The organism is Salinicola aestuarinus, assembly GCF_003206645.1.
GTDB classification, from domain to species: domain Bacteria; phylum Pseudomonadota; class Gammaproteobacteria; order Pseudomonadales; family Halomonadaceae; genus Salinicola; species Salinicola aestuarinus.
Genome location: NZ_PZJP01000001.1, coordinates 451757 through 470869, shown reverse-complemented (window position 1 = coordinate 470869; position 19113 = coordinate 451757). Strand labels below are relative to the sequence as shown.

Annotated in this window: 15 protein-coding genes; 6 read left to right on the top strand and 9 right to left on the bottom strand. The window is 65.7% G+C overall.

The genetic code is table 11. The features are described from left to right. Window positions 1–11 precede the first annotated feature (11 nt). Complete coding sequence (locus DOM41_RS02130) at window positions 12–3194, bottom strand: efflux RND transporter permease subunit (RefSeq protein ID WP_245391699.1); 3183 nt, start codon at window positions 3192–3194, stop codon at window positions 12–14. A 127-nt stretch (window positions 3195–3321) separates the two neighbouring features. Beyond that, window positions 3322–4545: an efflux RND transporter periplasmic adaptor subunit gene (locus DOM41_RS02125; protein ID WP_110685182.1), complete on the bottom strand. Its 1224-nt coding sequence runs from the start codon at window positions 4543–4545 to the stop codon at window positions 3322–3324. A 388-nt stretch (window positions 4546–4933) separates the two neighbouring features. Between DOM41_RS02125 and DOM41_RS02120 the strand changes: the two genes are divergently transcribed. Then, entirely contained in the window at window positions 4934–5893 is a 960-nt protein-coding gene (locus tag DOM41_RS02120; RefSeq protein WP_188112346.1) for an AraC family transcriptional regulator, read from the top strand. A gap of 27 nt (window positions 5894–5920) precedes the next feature. Here DOM41_RS02120 and DOM41_RS02115 read toward each other — a convergent pair whose 3' ends face one another. From DOM41_RS02115 to gmk, 4 genes are all read right to left on the bottom strand, one after another. After that, window positions 5921–6310, bottom strand: coding sequence for a RidA family protein (locus DOM41_RS02115; RefSeq protein ID WP_110685180.1), 390 nt, complete (start codon window positions 6308–6310; stop codon window positions 5921–5923). Window positions 6311–6443: 133 nt separating this feature from the next. Next, on the bottom strand, window positions 6444–8588 hold the full coding sequence (locus DOM41_RS02110; protein WP_110685179.1) for a RelA/SpoT family protein: 2145 nt from the start codon (window positions 8586–8588) through the stop codon (window positions 6444–6446). A gap of 190 nt (window positions 8589–8778) precedes the next feature. After that, window positions 8779–9042, bottom strand: coding sequence for a DNA-directed RNA polymerase subunit omega (gene rpoZ, locus DOM41_RS02105; RefSeq protein ID WP_110685178.1), 264 nt, complete (start codon window positions 9040–9042; stop codon window positions 8779–8781). Window positions 9043–9222: 180 nt separating this feature from the next. After that, on the bottom strand, window positions 9223–9897 hold the full coding sequence (gene gmk / locus DOM41_RS02100) for a guanylate kinase (RefSeq protein WP_110685177.1): 675 nt from the start codon (window positions 9895–9897) through the stop codon (window positions 9223–9225). Between the two features lie 218 nt (window positions 9898–10115). Here gmk and DOM41_RS02095 point away from each other — a divergent pair, with 218 nt between their 5' ends. Then, the gene (locus DOM41_RS02095) at window positions 10116–11303 is read left to right on the top strand and encodes an MFS transporter (protein WP_110685176.1); all 1188 of its coding nucleotides are present in this window, start codon (window positions 10116–10118) and stop codon (window positions 11301–11303) included. A 36-nt stretch (window positions 11304–11339) separates the two neighbouring features. Here the strand turns inward: DOM41_RS02095 and DOM41_RS02090 are convergent, their stop codons facing one another. Continuing rightward, window positions 11340–12314 (bottom strand): AraC family transcriptional regulator, encoded by a 975-nt coding sequence (locus tag DOM41_RS02090; RefSeq protein WP_110685175.1) that lies wholly within the window; start codon window positions 12312–12314, stop codon window positions 11340–11342. A 173-nt stretch (window positions 12315–12487) separates the two neighbouring features. On the opposite strand from DOM41_RS02090, the gene DOM41_RS02085 reads away from it, so the two are divergent. The 3 genes from DOM41_RS02085 to DOM41_RS17670 all read left to right on the top strand — a co-directional run bounded on the left by DOM41_RS02085 (window position 12488) and on the right by DOM41_RS17670 (window position 16387). After that, on the top strand, window positions 12488–13549 hold the full coding sequence (locus DOM41_RS02085) for an aldo/keto reductase (RefSeq protein ID WP_110685174.1): 1062 nt from the start codon (window positions 12488–12490) through the stop codon (window positions 13547–13549). Window positions 13550–13685: 136 nt separating this feature from the next. Continuing rightward, a complete protein-coding gene (gene pyrC / locus DOM41_RS02080) occupies window positions 13686–14741 on the top strand; it encodes a dihydroorotase (RefSeq protein WP_110685173.1) in 1056 nt (351 codons plus the stop codon). Then, window positions 14738–16387, top strand: coding sequence for a YrhK family protein (locus DOM41_RS17670; RefSeq protein ID WP_223160909.1), 1650 nt, complete (start codon window positions 14738–14740; stop codon window positions 16385–16387). Before pyrC ends, DOM41_RS17670 begins: the two co-directional genes overlap by 4 nt. Here the strand turns inward: DOM41_RS17670 and DOM41_RS02065 are convergent. Both DOM41_RS02065 and DOM41_RS02060 read right to left on the bottom strand, forming a co-directional pair. Then, window positions 16364–16936: a histidine phosphatase family protein gene (locus DOM41_RS02065; RefSeq protein WP_110685172.1), complete on the bottom strand. Its 573-nt coding sequence runs from the start codon at window positions 16934–16936 to the stop codon at window positions 16364–16366. The two genes, DOM41_RS17670 and DOM41_RS02065, sit on opposite strands and share 24 nt — an antisense overlap. 86 nt (window positions 16937–17022) lie before the next feature. Beyond that, the gene (locus tag DOM41_RS02060; protein ID WP_110685171.1) at window positions 17023–17868 is read right to left on the bottom strand and encodes a hypothetical protein; all 846 of its coding nucleotides are present in this window, start codon (window positions 17866–17868) and stop codon (window positions 17023–17025) included. Between the two features lie 245 nt (window positions 17869–18113). Here DOM41_RS02060 and DOM41_RS02055 point away from each other — a divergent pair, with 245 nt between their 5' ends. Then, a complete protein-coding gene (locus tag DOM41_RS02055; protein WP_110685170.1) occupies window positions 18114–19112 on the top strand; it encodes a D-2-hydroxyacid dehydrogenase in 999 nt (332 codons plus the stop codon). Window position 19113 lies beyond the last annotated feature (1 nt).

Genomic DNA, 19113 nt, shown 5'->3' with positions numbered 1-19113 from the left:
CGGTGTGAGGCTCATGTGCGCTCGCCAGTCGGGGCGTGATCGGTTGTCTCGTCCAGCCTGGTGTGTGCCGGGGCCAACGGCCCTGCCAGTTTGCGCAGTGCGACGTAGAACACCGGGGTGAGGAAAAGCCCGAACAGCGTCACGCCCAGCATGCCGGAAAACACGGCGATCCCCAGCGCCTGGCGGACTTCGGCCCCGGCGCCATGCCCCAGCGCCAGCGGGACTACCGCCGCGGTGAAGGTGATCGAGGTCATGATGATCGGGCGCAGGCGCAGCTGGCACGCTTCCAGCGCCGCCTGCACGATGCCGCGGCCCTGTAACTCGAGTTCGCGGGCAAACTCCACGATCAGGATCGCATTCTTGCAGGCCAGCCCGATCAGTACCACCAGCCCGACCTGGACGAAAACGTTGGTGTCCCCGCCAGAGATGCGCACGCCGATTAGGGCCGAGAGCACACACATCGGCACGATCAGGATGACCGCTAGCGGCAGCGTCCAACTCTCGTAGAGCGCGGCGAGGACCAGAAACACCAGCATCACCGCCAGGGGGAAAACGATCAGCGCGGCGTTGCCCTGGGTCGCCTGCTGGTAGCTGAGATCGGTCCACTCAAAGTCGATGCCGGCCGGCAGCACCTGCTCGCCGAGCTGGGTGAGCGCGGTCATCGCCTGCGGCGAGGAGAGCACGCGGGGGTCGGCCTCGCCGGCCAGATCGGCCGCGGGATAGCCGTTGAAGCGCAGCACCGGATCGGGCCCGAAACTCTCCTCGATCCGGACCATCGAGCCGATCGGCACCATCTCACCCTGGGCATTGCGCGTCCGCAGGCGAGCGATATCGTCAACGCTGGCGCGATAGGGCGCTTCGGCCTGGGCGATGACCTGCCAGGTCCGACCGAACTGATTGAAATCGTTGATGTAGGTCGAGCCTAGATAGGTCTGCAGCGTGTCGAACAGGTCGGTGACGGCAACGCCCTGCGCCTTGGCCTTGAGCCGATCGACGTCGGCATCCAGCTGGGGCACGTTGGCCTGATAACTGGTGATCGGGTAGCTCATCCCCGGGGTCTGCATTATTGCGCCTTGGAAAGCGGTCACGGCTTCCTGCAGCGGGCCGTACCCCACGCCGCCACGATCCTCGACGAACAGTTGATAGCCGGAGCCGTTGCCGAGACCGAGAATCGGTGGCGGCATGAACGAAAAGGCGATCCCCGACTTGAGTGCCGAGATCTTGCCGGCGATCTCGGCATTGATCTGTGCGGCCGTGCGAGTTCGCTCATCGAAGGGCGCCAGCGTCAGAAACGCCAATCCGGTATTGGCGGTATTGGTGAACTGGAGTGCATTGAGACCGGGGAACGAGATGGCATGCTCCACGCCATCGGTCTGCATGGCGATGTCGACGACTTCACGCAGCAATGCATCGGTGCGATTGAGCGAGGCGCCCTCCGGCAGTTTGACGCCGGCGATCAGGTACATCTTGTCCTGCACCGGGATGAAGCCGGGCGGCACGATCTTGAACAGGTAACCCGTCGTCGCGAGCAGAATCAGATAGACGACGAACACCGTGCCACGGCGTTTCAGGCTGCGCGATACCGTGCCCTGGTAGCGCTCGGCGCCCGCATCGAACAGGCGGTTGAACGGGCGAAACAGCCAGCCGAACAGCCAGTCGATGATCCGGGTGAGCCGATCCTTCGGCGCGTCATGGGGCTTGAGCAACTTAGCGGCCAGTGCCGGCGAGAGCGTCAGCGAGTTGATCGTCGAGATGACCGTCGAAATGGCGATGGTCACCGCGAACTGGCGGTAGAACTGGCCGGTGACGCCGGAGAGGAAAGCCATCGGCACGAAGACCGCGCACAGAACCAGGCCAATGGCGACGATGGGGCCCGACACTTCGCGCATTGCCTGGTGGGCCGCGGCCCGTGGCGTCAGCCCCTGGCCGATATTGCGCTCCACGTTCTCGACCACCACGATGGCGTCGTCGACGACGATACCGATCGCCAGCACCAGGCCGAACAGCGTCAGCGTGTTGATCGAGTATCCCAGCAAGAGCAGCACGGCAAAGGTCCCGACGACCGATACCGGCACCGCCAGCAGCGGGATCAGCGAAGCCCGCCATGTCTGCAGGAACAGGGTGACCACCAGCACCACCAGGAGGATCGCTTCCAGCAGCGTCTGAATGACCGAGTGGATCGAGTCGGTGACGAACAGCGTGGTGTCGTAGACGGTGCGATATTCCACGCCGGGCGGGAACTGCGTCGCCAAGTCGTCCATCGTGGCGATGACCTGATCGCGAATGTCCAGCGCATTGGCGCCGGGCGACTGGAAAATACCGATCGCCACGGCATCCTTGCCATCGAGTTGCGCGCGCAGGGTGTAGTCGCCGGCGCCGAGTTCGAGTCTTGCCACATCCTTCAGCCGCAGTATCTCGCCGCCAGCGCCGGCCTTGAGCACGACGTTGCCAAACTCCTCCTCGCTCGTCAGGCGCCCCTTGGCATTGATCAGTGTCAGGAAGTCGCTATCCGGCATCGGCTCGCCGCCGATCTGTCCCGCCGAGACCTGCACGTTCTGCTCGCGAATGGCGGCAACGACGTCGCCAGCGGTCAGGCCGTGGGCCGCGATCCGGTCCGGATTGAGCCAGGCGCGCATGGCGTAATCGCCGCCGCCCAACAGCTGCGCCTCGCCGACGCCCGGAATGCGGGCAAGCTGATCGCGAGCGTGCAGGCGCGCATAGTTACGCAGATAGAGCGTGTCGTAGCTGTCGTCCGGTGAGACGAGGTGGACCACCATCAAGAAGGTAGGGGACTGCTTCTGGGTCGTGACGCCCTGGCGACGAACCGCCTCCGGTAGGCGTGCCAAGGCCTGACTGACCCGGTTCTGTACCCTGACCGTCGCCTGCTCGGCATCGGTGCCGGGACGGAAGGTGATGGTCATCTGCAGCACCCCGTCCGAGCCGGCCACGGACTTGTAGTACATCATGTCCTCGACGCCGGTGATCGCCTCCTCGAGCGGCGTGGCGACGGTCTCGGCAATCTCCTTGGGGTTGGCCCCGGGGTAGGTGGTGCGTACCAGAACCGAGGGCGGCACGACATCCGGGTATTCGCCGATGGGAAGATTGGGGATCGAGATCGCTCCGATCGCCAGCATGATAATCGACAGGACCGCGGCGAAAATGGGTCTGTCGACGAAAAAGCGCGAGACGTTCATGACAATGGGCTCCTGCGCGGCGGGGACGAAGCCCGCCGCTCGTTATCGTTCCCTTGAAGGGGTATGCGGCGTAACGCGCGTCGTGATCTCACTGAGGGCTGAGCGGTGAGCGCCAGGACGCTGCGGCTCAGTGCGTGGCCAGCTCGCTGCCGGAGGCCTCGGGGTGTCTCTCGACCGAGTGCGGGGTAATTGGCATGCCCGCGGCGAAGATCTTCTGGGTGCCGTTGACGACAATGCGGTCACCGGGCGCGAGGCCCTCGCGGATGACCACCCGCTTGTCGACCGTGCGACCGGTTACGATCTGGCGCGGCATCACGGTGTTGTCGTCGGCCACGACGTAGACGAAACGCCGATCCTGATTGGCCAGGATCGCCTTGCGATCGATCAGCAGCGCGCTGTCGAGCGAAGCCGTCGGCATATCGACCCGGGCGAACTGGCCCGGCCGGATGCGCCCCTCGGGGTTGTCCAGCACGGCGCGATACTGCAGAGACCCCGTATTCGGATTGATGCGATTGTCGATGAAGTCGAGCTCCCCCCGGTGGGGAAAGCCGGTCTCGCCGGCCAGCCCGATCTGAACCGGGATCGGTGCATTCTGGCTCGCGCGCGGTCCGCTACCGTTGGCGAGTGTTTCGTTGCTGTCGAAGTAGACGTACAGCGGGTCGACCGACACCAGCATCGTGAGCACCGTCTGGTCGGCACTCGCCAGATTGCCGCGCGTGACCATGGCTCGCCCGGTTCGGGCAGTGACCGGGGCGGTGACACGGGTGTATTCGAGATCCAGCCGGGCGCTGCTCAGCGTGGCCTCGGCTTCTGCCACGCGCGCCCGGGCGTCGAGTGCCGCCGCCTGGCGTTGGTCGTGCTGTTCCCGGGAGATCATCTGCTTGCCCACCAGTTGGCGCGAACGCTCGGCTTCGGCGTTGGCGAGATCACGCTGGCTGCGCGCCTGATCGAGCGCGGCACGGGACGCCGCCACGCGGGCGTCGTAAGGACGCGGATCGATGCGAAAGAGCAGGTCGCCGGCCTCGACCCGCTGACCCTCCTCAAAGGCGATCTCGTCGACGTAGCCACTCACGCGAGGACGGAGCTCGACGGTTTCGGGGGCGACGACGCGCCCGGTGAACGTTTCGTGCAGCGTGACCGGCTCGGCCTGCAGCGTGACCACGTCGACTTCCGGCGGTAAAGGCGCGGCAGCCTCCGCAGGCTCGCTCTGCGCATGGCATCCCCCGAGCAGCAGCGTGGCCAGTAGCCATGGCGTGACCGACAGCGAGCCGGGCAGTCGCCGGGCCAGCCGATGTGACTTTCGGGGAGGGGGAGCGACGCGATGGGTTCCCTGGATGATTCGGCTATTCATGCTTGGCTCCGCAGTGGCGTGATGTCCGCGCCCTTCGTCGATAGGGGCTGTGGATCGCAGCCGGCGAGGCGCGGTCATCGAGAAATGCGGCGGGACAGGAGCGTCACTGTAAGAGGCGGCGCGTCGGGGTCGTTATCAGTTTACTGCCGATTGATTGCCCAATTCTCCAGAGAGATCGAGCGGCTTCCAATTCGGCAACGGCGACGAGCGGGCCCGGCGGCGTGCGGCGCGCCAATCATTGCCGGATTCTTCAAGCGGCTTGCCTAATCCTGCCGAGTTGAGGGGAGCGTCATCAGGTAGACGACAATCGGGCTTACACTCGCGATTTCTCGTTGACGACGCCGTCATCCATTTTTCGGGGAGTGAGTTCGTGATAGCGACACCGTCTGTGCCATGGGAAGCCGAAGCTTCGCTCGACGTGTTGGCGAATACGCTAGCGAGGCGAATTCGGCGACATGCCACTGGTGAGGGATTCATCACGACCGAGATTCCGGGTCTGGAGCTCGCTCGCGCCGATTCCACCACCGACTGCATGGGGTCGCGAGTCTACGATCCCGCACTGTGCCTGGTCGCCCAGGGCGCCAAGACCCTCTGGCTTGGCGACCGGCGTATCGATTACGGGCCGCTCAGCTGCATGGTGTCGGCGGTTCCGCTACCGGTTCTCGGCAAGGTGGTCGAAGCCTCACCGCAAAAGCCCTTTCTCGGCGTCAAGTTCACGGTCGACCCGCAGGAGGTGACGGATCTGGTGCTGGCAATGGGGGCGCCGGGGGTGCCGCAGCGGGAGGACGCCTGTCCGGATGGGGCGTGCGGAATGAGTCGTGTGCTGGCGGATCGGGGGATGGTCGAGGCGATGTCCCGGCTGGTGAGCCTTCTCGATACCCCCCGGGACATCGCTATTCTGGGACCGCTGATCAGGCGCGAGATCCTCTATCGTGCCCTGATCGGGGAGCTGGCGCCCTACATGCGCAAGTTCGTGACGTCCGATAGCCAGACGCATCGCGTGTCGCGTGCGATCGAGGTGCTCAAGGCGCGCTTCACGGAACCGCTGCGTGTCCGCGAGCTCGCTGACATGGTCAACATGAGCGAATCGGCGCTGTTTCACAGCTTCAAGCAGGTGACGCGGATGTCTCCGGTTCAGTTTCAGAAGCGGCTGCGACTGCATGAGGCGAGGCGACTGATGCTGGCCGAGGGGGCGGAAGCGTCGACGGCCGGTTTCCGGGTGGGCTACGGGAGCCCGTCGCACTTCAGTCGCGATTACAGTCGGATGTTCGGCGTGCCACCGCGTACGGATGTCAGCCAGCTGAGAGGCGAGCTACAGCATGCCGCCCCGCACCGTGCGCCCGGATGAGTGACGGGCGCAGCGGCGGTGGGTGTCTCAGTCGCCGATCACCATCACGGCTTCTGCCTCGAGCAGACTCCCCTTAGGCAGCTGCTTGACGCCGACGGCCGCGCGGGCGGGGTAGGGCGCCGAGAAGAACGTTTCCATCACCTGGTTGACCACGCCGAAGTTGTCGAGATCGGTGAGGTAGAGGTTGAGCTTGACGATGTCCTGCAGTGACCCCGCCGCTTCGTGACACACCGCAGACAGATTGGTGAAGACCTGGCGTGCCTGGGCTTCGAATGCGTCGGAGACCATCTCCATGGTCTCGGGGTCGAGCGGAATCTGGCCCGAAATGTAGACGGTGTTACCCGACTTGATGGCCTGCGAGTAGGGACCGATGGCGGCCGGGGCGTTGTCGGTATTGATAACGGCTTTGTTGCTCATGGCGTACCCTCCAGCTTCAGTTGTTTGAGAGGCGACAGTCTTTTTGATGAACCTTGCGTTGGGTCTAGCGCCCGGACGAAAAAAACGACGCCCCGCCGCGGTAGACCACGGCGGGGCAGCATCGAGTGCTTGTTCAGTGTCGAGCGCGAACGATACGCCCGATGTGATTCAGGTTGCGCAGGCGCTTGATGATCCGCGCCAGATGAATGCGACCTTTGACCAGAATGGTCAAATTGACGATCGACAATCGAACGTCGCGCTCCTCGATGCCGATGCGCTCGATATTGGCGTCGGCGTCGGTCACCAGGCTTGCGAGTTCGGCGATCAATCCGCGTCGCGTTTCGATCTCGATGCGCAACGGCACCGGAAAATCCTGCTCGATCTGATTGGACCACGTCAAGGAGACGAGCTTGTCGGGATCGTCGCGCAGCTCCTCGAGGTTACCGCAGTCGTGGCGATGGACGACGATTCCCTTGCCAATCGAGAGGTGGCCGATCACCGGGTCGCCCGGTAGCGGGTAGCAGCAGCGGGCGAAACTGATCGCCATGCTCTCCGAGCCGTTGATCACGATCGGCCCGTTCGACTCCGCCAGACGGCGGAACTCCGCCCGCTCGTTTTCCTCTTCTCGAGGCTCGGTATCCACCAGTCGGCGGGCGGTGGCGTGCGCCAGCCGCGTGCCGAGCCCGATACCTGCCAACAGATCGTCCTCGCTGTTGAGGTCGATCTCGGCCAGCAGCATGGTCAGCCGTCCTTCCGGCAGGGTCTCCAGGCTCGTATCGAATCCCGCCAGCGCCCGGTTGAGCAGGCGTCGGCCGAGCTGGACCGCCTCGCTGCGCTGCTGGTTCTTGAGCGCATGGCGAATCGCCGACCGCGCCTTCGCGGTAATCACGAAATTGAGCCAGGCGAGATTGGGACGCGCGCCAGGCGCGGTAATGATCTCGAGGGTCTGGCCGCTCTCCAGCGGTGTCGACAGCGGCGCCAGGTGGCGGTCGATACGACAGGCGATGCAGCTGTTGCCGATGTCGGTATGCACGCTGTAGGCGAAGTCGACCGCGGTCGCCCCCTGCGGCAGCTCCATGATGTCACCCTTCGGGGTGAAGATGTAGACATCGTCGGGGAAAAGGTCGTTCTTGACGTGTTCGATGAACTCGAGCGAATCCCCGGCGTGGCGCTGCATCTCGAGCAGCCCGCGGACCCATTCACGAGCGCGGGCGTGGCTGCCGACGGCAATGGGCCGCTCGGTCTGGCCGGCCTTGTAGAGCCAGTGCGCGGCGATGCCGTTGTTGGCCATCGCTTCCATTTCGCGAGTGCGTATCTGCACCTCGACGGGCATGCCGCTAGGGCCGAAGAGCGTGGTGTGCAGGCTCTGGTAGCCGTTCGCCTTGGGGATGGCGATATAGTCCTTGAAGCGCCCGGGCACCGGCTTGTAGAGATTGTGAACCGCGCCGAGGATGCGATAGCTGTTGTCGACGCTGTCGGTAATGATGCGAAAGCCGAATACGTCCATGATCTCGGCGAAGGGCTTTCGCTGATCGCGCATCTTGCGATAGATCGACAGCAGGTGCTTCTGCCGGCCGACCACGCTGCCGATGAGATCGTCCTCGTCGAGCCGGCGCTGCAGGCTGTCCTGGATCTGGCGCATGGTCGAGCGGCGATTGCCGCGGGCTCGGGCCACCGCGCGCTTGATCCGCTCGGCGCGCATCGGGTGGATCGCCTGGAAGGAGAGATCCTCGAGCTCGACGCGGATGGTGTTGATGCCCAGCCGCCCGGCGATACGGGCGTAGATCTCCAGCGTCTCGCGCGCGATGCGCCGCTTCTTGTCCGGTCGCAGCGCGCCGAGAGTGCGCATGTTGTGCAGCCGATCGGCGAGCTTGACGATGATCACGCGGATGTCCTGGGACATCGCCATCACCATCTTCTGGAAGTTCTCCGCCTGAGCGACGGCTTTGTCTTCGAAGGTGATCTGGGTCAGCTTCGACACGCCATCGACCAACCCTGCCACCGCTTCGCCGAACTGGGTGGCGACGGCATCACGTGTTACACCGGTGTCCTCGATTACGTCATGCAGCATCGCGGCCATCAGGCTTTGATGGTCCATGTGCATGTTGGCGAGAATATTGGCGACGGCCAGCGGATGGGTGACGTAGGGCTCGCCGGAGCGGCGGGTCTGGCCGTCGTGGGCCTGTTCGGCGTAGTAGAAGGCGCGCCTGACCTGCTGGATCTCCTCCGAGGGTAGATAGCCGCCGAGGCGATCGGCCAGGTCATCGATGGTGAACATGCAGTGCGCCTATATCACTGGAAACCGTATCACTGGGAATCGTGTCGCTGACCCTGACGGGCGCTCATGGAGTCCACGCGCGCTCGCTATCGGCCAGGTCGGATCATCGCAGGCCAGCTCGAGTCAGTCCCCGACGGAGCAGCGGGGCGCACCTGAGCACGCACTCGCGACCCCGCCGGACGGGGCTGACTCAGATGTCGTAGTCCTGGTTCGGCTGCGGCTCGGGGCGCGGACGCGGCGGCGCGGCTTCGACCGGTTCGTCGAGAATGCTGTCGCCGATCTGGCCGGTCGCGATCTCACGCAGCGCCATCACGGTCGGCTTGTCGTTTTCCCACGGCAGCAGCGCATCGCGGGAGCCGCGAGCGAGCTGACGGGCGCGCCGGGAGGAGATCATCACCAGCTTGAAACGGTTCTCGATGTGGTCCAGACAATCTTCGACGGTCACTCGTGCCATGAGGATAACCCTGCAGCCGGAAAATGGAGGAGGCCGCTGCATGAGCGGTCCTGGGGACCGTGCAGTCTACGCAACGCCCATGTTGTCTGACAAGTGTAGGAATTCTGCCATCGCCCACTCGGCCCCGCGTCGCGCGGATTCCGGCTGGCCGGCGGCGGTCGAGTGGGGAGCGTCTCGGTCTTATTCGCCGGCGTCGAGCAGCTCGTCGAGCAGGGCAGCGTGACGGTGGCGCATCTTGTCGAGCCGCGAGCGACGGGCATGGACGATGCACTCGAATTCGTGGAGCGCGTGCTCGAAGGTGTCGTTGACGATGACGTGCTCGTACTCGTCGTAGTGTGACATTTCGCTGACCGCATCGCGCATGCGTCGCTCGATGACGCTGTCGTCGTCAGTGCCGCGACCGGAGAGCCGCTCGCGCAGGGCGGCGAGCGAGGGCGGCAGTATGAAGATCGACTCCGCTTCCGGTGACTGTGCGCGCACCTGCCGCGCCCCCTGCCAGTCGATCTCGAGAATCACGTCCTCGCCCAGCGCCAGGCGCTTCTCGACTTCGAGGCGGGAGGTCCCGTAGTGGCGATCGAAGACCCAGGCGTGCTCGAAGAACTCGCCCCGAGCGACCATCGCCTCGAAGGTTTCCGGGGTCACGAAGTGATAGTTGACGCCGTCCCGCTCGCCGTCGCGCATGGCACGCGTGGTGTGCGACACCGAGACCCCAATGGCGTCATTGCGCTCCAGCAGGGCGCGCACCAGGCTGGTCTTGCCGGCGCCGGAGGGGGCGGAAACGATGTAGAGCGTGCCCTGTGCAGTAGGCGCGGGCGATGTCGAGTTCGGCGTGGCCGGCGTTGGCGTCTGTGGCATGAGAAAGTCGTCGAGCGATGGATGAGACCGCTCAGTATGTCACAGATGGCGCACCTCTCAGGAGTCCCGCATCGTCGCTGTCCGGGTTCCGAGTCATGTCTTCGCGATGACCGCAATGCGGTCGCCTTCCGCGGGCCGGTCGGTTTGCGACTTTCGCCTTCCTTCACGATGCTACGCTGCCTTCGTTTGCCCTCTTCGCTAGTGACTCAAGGATCGTCATGGCCGCTACCGCTTCCCCCGCGCAGAGCCGCGCCGTCTTTCTCGGTGCCGCTTTCGCTTTCATGATCACCATGCTCGGCGCGACGCTGCCGACGCCGCTCTATCCGCTCTACCGCGACACTTTCGGTTTCTCCCAGCTGATGATCACGGTCATCTTCGCGGTCTACGCCATCGGCGTCATCGGTGCGTTGCTGCTCACCGGCCGCTGGTCGGATCAGCTCGGTCGCCGTCCGCTGCTCTTCGCCGGGCTGCTGCTGTCGGCGGCGAGCGATCTGGTGTTCTGGCAGGCCGATGGCCTCACCCCGGTTCTCGTCGCCCGCGTGCTCTCCGGCATGTCCGCTGGCATCTTCACCGGGACCGCCACCGTCGCCGTGATGGAGCTCGTCCCCGAGCGCTGGACGCGGGTCGGCACCCTTGTCGCGACTGCCGCCAACATGGGCGGGCTCGGCCTCGGACCGATGCTGGCCGGCGGGCTTGCCTGGCTCGCCCCGCTACCGCTGCAGACGACCTATATTGTGCATCTGGTACTGGCGGTGCTGGCCGTGCTCTGCATCTGGCGCGCCCCTGAGACCGTTTCGCGCCCCGAGCGGGTTCGCCTGCGGGTACAGCGGCTCAGCGTGCCGCCCGAGGTGCGCGGCGTCTTCGCGCCCGCGGCGATCGCAGCCTTTGCCGGCTTCATGGTGTGCGGCTTTGCTACCTCGGTGACCCCGGCCTTCGTCGGCGGCGAGCTCGGTTACCACAATCCGGCACTGATCGGCGTCGTCGCCGGCCTGCTGTTCATCGCCTCCACCCTCGGGCAGCTGGTGCAGGGGCGCCTGCCGGAATCGCGGCGCCTGCCGATCGGCTGCGGCGTACTGCTCCTCGGCGTCGGCTTTCTGGCCTGGGGCATTGCGGCCGAAACGCTCGCGGGCTTCTTCCTCGGGCCGGTGATCGCCGGCATTGGCCAGGGCATCTCGTTTCGGGCCGGGCTCGGCGCGGTCGCCGCGGCCAGCCCCGCCGAGCACAAGGCGGCGGTGGTCTCGACCTTCTTCGTGGTCGCCTACGTCGCCATCTCCCTGCCGGTCGTGGGGATCGGGCTGCTGGCCAGCGTGATCGATCTCACGACGACCGGGCTGATCTTCGATGCGCTGGTCGCCCTGCTCTGCGTGGTTGCGCTGGTGCTGCTGCTCAAGCGCCCGTCACGCTGAAACGGGAAGCGCCAAGGTCGGCGCTCGACTCGCGCGCTATGAAGGCGTCGCGCCGGTCGTCGTCCCTGCCGATGCCGGTGCCTGCCAGCGCTGACGATCCCCACGAGGTGAATCGCCGAACAGGCGCCGGTACTCGCGACTGAACTGGGATGGGCTTTCATAGCCCACCTGCCCGGCGATGGCAGTAATGTCCAGCTCACCGCCCAGCAGCAGTCGGCGCGCCTCCTCCAGCCGCACACGCTTTTGAAACTGCAGCGGGCTCATCGAGGTCACCGCCCGGAAATGGTGATGCAGGGTAGAGACGCTCATGTGCACCTCGTCGGCCAGCGTCGCCATGCTCACTGGCTGGTCGAAGCGTGCGCGCAGCAGCGCCGCCGCGGCGCGCACGCGGCCGGCGTGACTGTCGCGCAGGGCAATGCGGCTCAGTGCGGCGCCCCGCTCACCGCTCATCAGACGATAGAGAATCTCGCGCTGCACCATGGGAGCCAGCACCGGGATGTCCTCAGGAGTTTCCAGCAGTCGCAGCAGCCGAAGCACGGCTTCCAGCAGCGGCGCGGTCAGCCGTTCGACGTGCAGGCCGCGCCGGGTGTCTTCCGCTCTCATGGGGGGTGCGGGCATGTCGCACACCAGTTTTTCGAGCATCGCGATGTCCAGATCGAGCCGCAGCCCAAGATAGGGATGATCACCGGTGGCGTCATCGACGCGCGCCATCACCGGCAGATTGACCGCCGAGACCATGTAGTGCATCGGATCGTAGGTGTGTCGGGTCTCGCCCAGCGACAGCTGTTTGTGGCCCTGGGCGATGACGCTGAAGGCCGGCGCCTGAATCACGTGGCGCGGGGGCTGCGGTGCGCTCAGGCGGTTCACGGTCAGGCCGGCGATGGCCGTGGCGTGCTTGCCGTCCCGCCCGTCTGTCAGCCGATCGAGCAGATCGATGAGCTCGATATGCCCAGCCTCTGACGGGTCAAAGGAGGGAAGTGCCGGCGCTTCTGCGCCTGTCAGGGCCGTCATGGTGGGTCTCACAAGTTGGCGGGGCGTACCGCCAGCTTAACGGCCCTCCTGTCATCGAACGAGCCGCTGACAGCATTAGGCAAGTATTCCGGTCTATCGCGCCAGCCCCGTGACAGTGCAACGCGCAAACTGTGGCGGTCATTCAACGACAGGTTTTCACGGGAGAGGACGGAATGCGTTACCGCAAACTGGGCGATACCGGTCTTTTTGTGTCACAGCTCTGCCTGGGGACCATGACCTTCGGCGGTCAGGGCGATTTCTGGCAGCGCATTGGCGATCTGCAGCAGGCGGACGCCGACCGGCTGATGGGCCGAGCGCTGGAGGCGGGCATCAACTTCATCGATACCGCCGACGTCTATTCGCAGGGGCAGTCCGAGGTGATGACCGGCCAGGCGCTGAAAAACCTTGGCGTCAAACGCGACGATGTGGTGGTGGCCACGAAAGTGTTCGGCACCACCGGCGATGGCGATCCCCACGGCGGGGCGGGCGTCAACAATCGCGGCGCCTCGCGCTATCACATCATGGAGGGGGTCAAGGCAAGCCTGAAGCGGCTGCAGCTCGACCATATCGATCTCTATCAGATTCACGGATTCGATCCCGCCACGCCGATCGAGGAGACAGTGCGAGCCCTGCACACGTTGGTGGAACACGGCCACGTGCGCTATATCGGCGTTTCCAACTGGGCCGCCTGGCAGATCATGAAGGCTCAGGGCATCGCTCGACACAATGGCTGGCATCGCTTCGAGTCGCTGCAGGCCTATTACACCCTGGCCGGTCGCGACCTGGAGCGCGAGCTGATCCCCATGCTCGATAGCGAACGGCTCGGCCTGATGGTCTGGAGCCCGCTGGCCGGCGGCCTGCTCAGTGGCAAGTATCGCCGCGACGAGACGACCGGCAATGAAGGGCGACGCAGCGGCTTTGACTTTCCACCGGTCGAGCGCTCACGCGCCTTCGACTGTATCGAGGCGATGGCGCCGATGGCGGAAGCGCGCGGCGTATCAGTGGCGCGTATCGCGCTGGCCTGGCTGCTGCACCAGCCAGCAGTGACCAGTGTGATCGTGGGGGCCAAACGCCTCGAGCAGCTCGACGATAACCTCGGCGCCATCGAGATACAGCTGACCTCCGAGGAGCTTTCGCGCCTCGACGCCGTCAGTGCCCTGCCGGCGGAGTACCCCGGCTGGATGCTGGAACGTCAGGGCGAAACGCGACGCGAGCAGCTGGCCGAGCGAGACTGAAGGGCTGGCCGGGCGGCCGACGCGGTGACTATCGGCGCAGTTGCCGGTGCTCGCCAAAGCGGTGGAGGCCGTCTGGATGAGGGGCTCTGGTATGATGGCGGGCGGATCCTTCCCCACCCGCCGTCAGGAGTCCTTGATGACCGCCTCGCCCGACACGCTCACTATTCGCCGCCCCGACGACTGGCACCTGCATCTGCGCGACGGCGAGATTCTCCCCGCCGTGCTGCCGCATACCAGCGCCGTCTATCGGCGAGGCATCGTGATGCCTAACCTGGCGCCGCCGGTCACCACGATCGAGGCCGCGAGCGCCTATCGCGAGCGTATCCTCGCCGCGCTGCCCGCCGGGCACGATTTCACCCCGTTGATGACCTGCTATCTCAACGAAAGCGTCAGCGCCGAGACTCTCGAGCGCGGGCATCGCGATGGTGTGTTCACCGCGGCCAAGCTCTATCCGGCCAATGCCACTACCAACTCCCAGCACGGCGTGAAGCGCATCAGCGACGTCTATCCGCTGCTGGAAACGATGCAGCGCATCGGCATGCCGCTGCTGATCCACGGTGAGGTGACCCGCGACGAGGTCGACATCTTCGATCGCGAGAAGGTCTTCATCGATGAAGTGATGATCGACATTCGCCGCCAGTTCCCTCAGCTCAAGGTGGTCTTCGAGCACATCACCACGAAAGACGCGGCTCAGTTCGTGCTCGAGGGTGACGAGACTCTCGCCGCCACGCTCACCCCGCAGCACCTGGCGCAGAACCGCAACGACATGCTGGTCGGTGGCATTCGCCCGCACCTCTACTGCCTGCCGATCCTGAAGCGTCAGGCGCACCAGCGTGGCCTGCGTGAAGCCGTCGCCAGCGGGCATCCGCGATTCTTCCTGGGGACCGACTCCGCGCCCCATGTCACTGCTGCCAAGGAGACCGCTTGCGGCTGCGCCGGCGTCTTCAACGCCGAGGCCTCGCTCTCGGTCTACGCCGATGTCTTCGAGCAGGAAGGGGCGCTTGCGCACTTCGAAGCGTTCTGCTCGGAGAACGGACCGCGTTTTTACGGCCTGGCGCTGAACGAGGGCACGGTCACGCTGACCCGTCAGCCGACGCCGGTGGCCGAGTCGGTCGGTGAGGGCGACAACACCTTCGTACCCTACAAGGCGGGCGAGTCGCTGACGTGGCAGGTGACGAAGACGCGGGCATGACGGCACCCGTACTGGGGCTGGCGCAGATCGGTGCGGTGGCGGGCGACGTCGAGGCCAATCTCGCGCGGCATCTCGCGGTCATCGCCGCCGCAGCCCGTGCCGGCGTCACGCTGCTCGTCTTCCCCGAGCTGTCGCTGACCGGCTATGAACCGGCGCTGGCGGCGAAACTGGCGTTCACGCCGGATGACGCGCGTTTGACGCCGCTCATGGCGGCGGCCGCGGAACATCGTATCGGTATTGTCGCGGGGCTACCGCTGGTGGGCGGCGAACGTCCCCGTGTCGGTGCGCTGGTCGTATCCGCCGACGGTGAGGTCTCGACCTATGCCAAGCGCCATCTGCACCCGGGCGAAGAGACGGCCTTCGAGCCCGGCGAGGGTGACTGTCTGCTCGCGCTCGACGGCGAGCGCATCGCCATTGCCATCTGCGCCGATACCAACGCGCCCGAGCACGCCGAGCGCTGCGCCGCGCTCGGCGCGACGGTCTATCTGGCCGGCGTGCTCATCACCGAGGGCGGCTACGCTGCCGACACCGCCCAGCTCGCCCGCACCGCGGCGCGCCACGACTGGCTGGTCGGCGTCGCCAATCACAACGCGCCTTCCGGCGGTATGGAGGCGATCGGCCGAAGCGGTTTCTGGCACGCGGATGGCGAGCTCGTCACGGCCGACGGCGCGGACAGTCTCGTCATCGCGAGCCGCGGCGACGCGGGCTGGCAGGGGCGCGTTGAGGCGTTGTGCGATTCGCCGCATTCCCCCGGGCCTGGCGTGCAAGCGACTGAACCGTCACCCTTTTCAGCTTCGTTGCTCCGTGGAAACCGAATCATGCCCCACCTCTTTACCAACCGACCGCGTGCCGCGCGGCTCAAGCGAAGCCAGACCGATCTCCGCAAGGAGAGGTGGTGGGAGGGCGTCAACGCGCTACTCTACGAACTCGGCGGTGTGCTGTTCGTCATTGGCAGCGTGCTGTTCTTCCCCTCGCTGGAGCCGTGGAAGGACATCGGTGCCTGGCTCTTTTTCGTCGGGTCGCTGGTCTATCTGGTGGTGCTTGCCCACGACATGATCGAGGTGCGGGCGTTCTGGTTTCAATCCCACACCTCGCCATCGCGGCTGCTGGAGATCGTGTCGCTGTGCGCCTATACCGCCGGCACGCTGCTGTTCACCGTGGGCAGCCTGTTCTTTCTCTCCTGGTGGCACTGGATTGTCGCCGGCGCCTGGTGCTTCGTCGTTGGCTCGCTGTTTTTCGTCTTTGGCGCGGGTCTCAACGTGCTGATGATCATCCGTGCCTCCTCGCTGATAACGCTGCAGCTGATGAATCTCACGGCTGTGATGTTCGTGACCGGCTCGGTGCTCTTTCTCGTCGCCTCCGTGCCCTACCTTTGGTCGCTCGAGGAGGTCTCCAACCGCGCCCAGGTTCTCGGCTTTCTCGCCTGGCAGTTCCTGATCGGCAGCGCGCTCTTTCTGATCGGCGGTCTCTTCAACCACCAGCGCGCGCGACTGGTGATCCACCATCGCATTGGCGCGACCCTCGATGACGAAGCCGCCGACGAGCGCCTGCTGGCCTTCATCCGCGGCGAAATCAGCGAGGAGCACTATCGCTTTTCGGCCCCGGCATCCCGTATCGAGCGCTCACAGGCGGCTTGCGTCCTGTGATGCGAAGGGACGGATCTCCCAGCCTCGGTCACCTTCCGGTGTCATCAGCAGTGGCACGGCATTGCCTGAGCGCGGCCCCTCGGGCGTGCCGGTGGCGATCCAGCGGATGACACGAATGAGGCCGGAGTGGCCGACGATCAGTGGCCGCTCGGCGGCGTTCAGGGCATCGTTCAGTCCGGCCACGATGCGGTCGACGAACGCCGTCCAGGATTCGCCGCCCGCCGGGGTATCGAGATAGGGCAGTCGCGCGGGAATCGGCTGGCCCTCGAACTCGCCCCAGTGGCGCTCCATCAGCCGAGCGTCGAGGCGATCCGGCGCTCGACCGAGCGCGAGCTCGGCTGTCTCCCGCGCGCGCGCAAGCGGGCTCGAGACCGCCAGCGACCAGTCGATAGCGCCCAGGAGGTCAAGCGCGTAGCGCGCCTCCTCTCGACCGCGCTGGGTCAGACCAACGTCCTGCTGCCCGCCGATCCGGCGCTCGTGGTTGCGCGTGCTCTGACCGTGACGCAGAAAGACGAAGGGGCGGCGAGTGAGGACGGGTGGCAGCGACATGCGACGGGGCTCCGAGCGGTAACGGGATTTGTCATGCTAGCGCGTTACGATTCCCCGCGCTGCTGGCGCCACGCGTTGGCCCGGAGCTACTTCGGCTCGACGTCCGGCTCCACGTCGATCCGCAGGTGGGTGACCGGATGGCGCCGGAGCGCACGCAGTCCGCGGGCGAGGAAATGCTGCGAGTGGCGGCGGTCGAACAGCGGCGGGTGGCGTCGAACGTTCGCCGACATGTCCTCCCGCGCGATGCGCGAAAGCCCCGCTTCGTCGTAGAGGTGGACGCTGGCGACGAACGCCGACCGGGCCTGCTGACGAATGCGTTCCAGATGATAGCTATCGCCACCGCTGTCGAGCATGACGGCGACGTCGAGGTTGCGAGGCGAGCCGATCGTGGCAATGACGAACCAGCACCGCTCGATGTCGTGATTGTCACGGCAGTAGCGATAAAGCCAGTCGACAAAGGCCTTGGGATAGGGCGGCGGTTGCGGGGCCTCTGTGGTGGGGTCGGTGTCGCTCGGTGTGGCCTGCATATTGGCGATGCGCGCCAGCAGTACCAGCTGTTCGTAGGTCAGTAGCAGCCAGTCGTCTATTTCGCGGCCTTCCATGATGCCGAGCACGAACTCTTCCTGCTCCGTCAGGCGCAGAATGGCGAATCCGGTCACCTCCTGGAGCGCCAGGCCTTCGGTGTCGAGCTTTTCGAGCAGCAGTTCACGGTCCTCGCCGGCGACGAGGCTCTGCACCCCGTGGCTCTCGCGAAAGGCGATACCCACCTCCCCATCCGGCATTGGCTTGACGACGATGTAGAACCGGCGCGCCTGGAAGGCCTCGTAGAACGCTTCGTAGGCGCGGCCATCGGCGTCCTCTCGCTGAATCGTGCGATTGGCGATGTCGAGTAGCGTGTCGGAGGGGGCGTCTGTAGAGGTTGGGGTCGTCATGCTGTGTCACTGATGAAGAGAGAGGAGCACCGCGTTGAGTAGGAGTCGGCGCGTCGGCCGCTGAGAGGGTGAACGATCCACGCGCAAATCGAAAGGCCGATGCGCGGGGTCGGCAATCGCTTGGCGGTAGAGAGCGAGTCGACTCGGTGTTCACCGGTGCGCTGGCGCGGCGTGATTTGTCGCTTTCGGCAAGCCCCGTCACACTGCGATTCCCTCTCGCCATCGACCCTGCCGGAGAAGTCCGCATGACGCACCGCTCGACCCCGCTTCGCATCCACGTCTTCACCGATCCGGACTTTCGCCAGTCCCCCGAATTCACCGAGTCCCACGTCGCGGCGGTGCTTGAGACCTTTACCGAGTTGGGGGCACAGGTGACGGTCGAGGTCAGCCGTGATCTCGCGACGCTCGAGGCGGCCCTTGCCGAGATCGAGGTGCTGGTGGTGGTGGGCAAGCTGGACCTGGCCGAACTGGCGGCGCGAGCGCCGAAGCTCGCCTGGGTTCACATCACCAGCGCCGGGGTCGATCGTATTCCGCTGTCCCGTCTGCCGCCGACGGTGCAGGTGACCAACGCCAAGGGCAATCACGACGCGCGGGCGCGGGAGTTCGCGATGACCGCGCTGTTGATGCTCAACAATCAGCTGCCGCTGTTTGCCACCCAGCAGCGCGACCGGCACTGGGCGCAGACGGCGCTGGCGCCGATCGACGGCAAGACGGTGGTGATTCTCGGCATGGGGGCGCTGGGTAGCGCTGCCGCCAGGGCCGCTCGCCACCTGGGCCTGCGCGTGGTCGGCGTCAGCCGTTCCGGGCGCGAGCACGAACTCGCCGACGTCAGCCTGCCCCAGCGTCGCTTGAAAGAGGCGCTGGCGGAGGCCGATTTCCTGCTGATCACGCTGCCGTTGACTGCCGAGACGCATCACGCGGTGGACGCCTCGGCGCTCGATGCCATGCCCGAGCGGGGCGGCGTGATCAACATCGGCCGCGGCCCGGTGCTCGACGTCGCCGCGCTTGCCGAGCGGCTGGAGGCCGGGCGACTGCGCGGCGCGGTGCTCGACGTCTTTCCCGAAGAGCCGCTGCCGTCGGCGTCGCCCTACTGGGCGACACGCAACCTGATCGTCACACCCCATAGCGGGCTCTTTGATGCCGACTACGCCCCGCGCTGCCTGCGGCTGTTCTTTGCCAACGTCGAGCGCTACCTGGCCGGCGAGGCACTGGAGAACCGCGTCGACCCGGCGCTGGGCTACTGAG

Bases quoted from the DNA above. Each gene is read 5' to 3' on its own strand.
- DOM41_RS02130 (WP_245391699.1), bottom strand. From the start codon at position 3,194: ATGAACGTCTCGCGCTTTTTCGTCGACAGACCCATTTTCGCCGCGGTC.
- DOM41_RS02125 (WP_110685182.1), bottom strand. From the start codon at position 4,545: ATGAATAGCCGAATCATCCAGGGAACCCATCGCGTCGCTCCCCCTCCC.
- DOM41_RS02115 (WP_110685180.1), bottom strand. From the start codon at position 6,310: ATGAGCAACAAAGCCGTTATCAATACCGACAACGCCCCGGCCGCCATC.
- DOM41_RS02110 (WP_110685179.1), bottom strand. From the start codon at position 8,588: ATGTTCACCATCGATGACCTGGCCGATCGCCTCGGCGGCTATCTACCC.
- rpoZ (WP_110685178.1), bottom strand. From the start codon at position 9,042: ATGGCACGAGTGACCGTCGAAGATTGTCTGGACCACATCGAGAACCGT.
- gmk (WP_110685177.1), bottom strand. From the start codon at position 9,897: ATGCCACAGACGCCAACGCCGGCCACGCCGAACTCGACATCGCCCGCG.
- DOM41_RS02095 (WP_110685176.1), top strand. From the start codon at position 10,116: ATGGCCGCTACCGCTTCCCCCGCGCAGAGCCGCGCCGTCTTTCTCGGT.
- DOM41_RS02090 (WP_110685175.1), bottom strand. From the start codon at position 12,314: ATGACGGCCCTGACAGGCGCAGAAGCGCCGGCACTTCCCTCCTTTGAC.
- DOM41_RS02085 (WP_110685174.1), top strand. From the start codon at position 12,488: ATGCGTTACCGCAAACTGGGCGATACCGGTCTTTTTGTGTCACAGCTC.
- pyrC (WP_110685173.1), top strand. From the start codon at position 13,686: ATGACCGCCTCGCCCGACACGCTCACTATTCGCCGCCCCGACGACTGG.
- DOM41_RS17670 (WP_223160909.1), top strand. From the start codon at position 14,738: ATGACGGCACCCGTACTGGGGCTGGCGCAGATCGGTGCGGTGGCGGGC.
- DOM41_RS02065 (WP_110685172.1), bottom strand. From the start codon at position 16,936: ATGTCGCTGCCACCCGTCCTCACTCGCCGCCCCTTCGTCTTTCTGCGT.
- DOM41_RS02060 (WP_110685171.1), bottom strand. From the start codon at position 17,868: ATGACGACCCCAACCTCTACAGACGCCCCCTCCGACACGCTACTCGAC.
- DOM41_RS02055 (WP_110685170.1), top strand. From the start codon at position 18,114: ATGACGCACCGCTCGACCCCGCTTCGCATCCACGTCTTCACCGATCCG.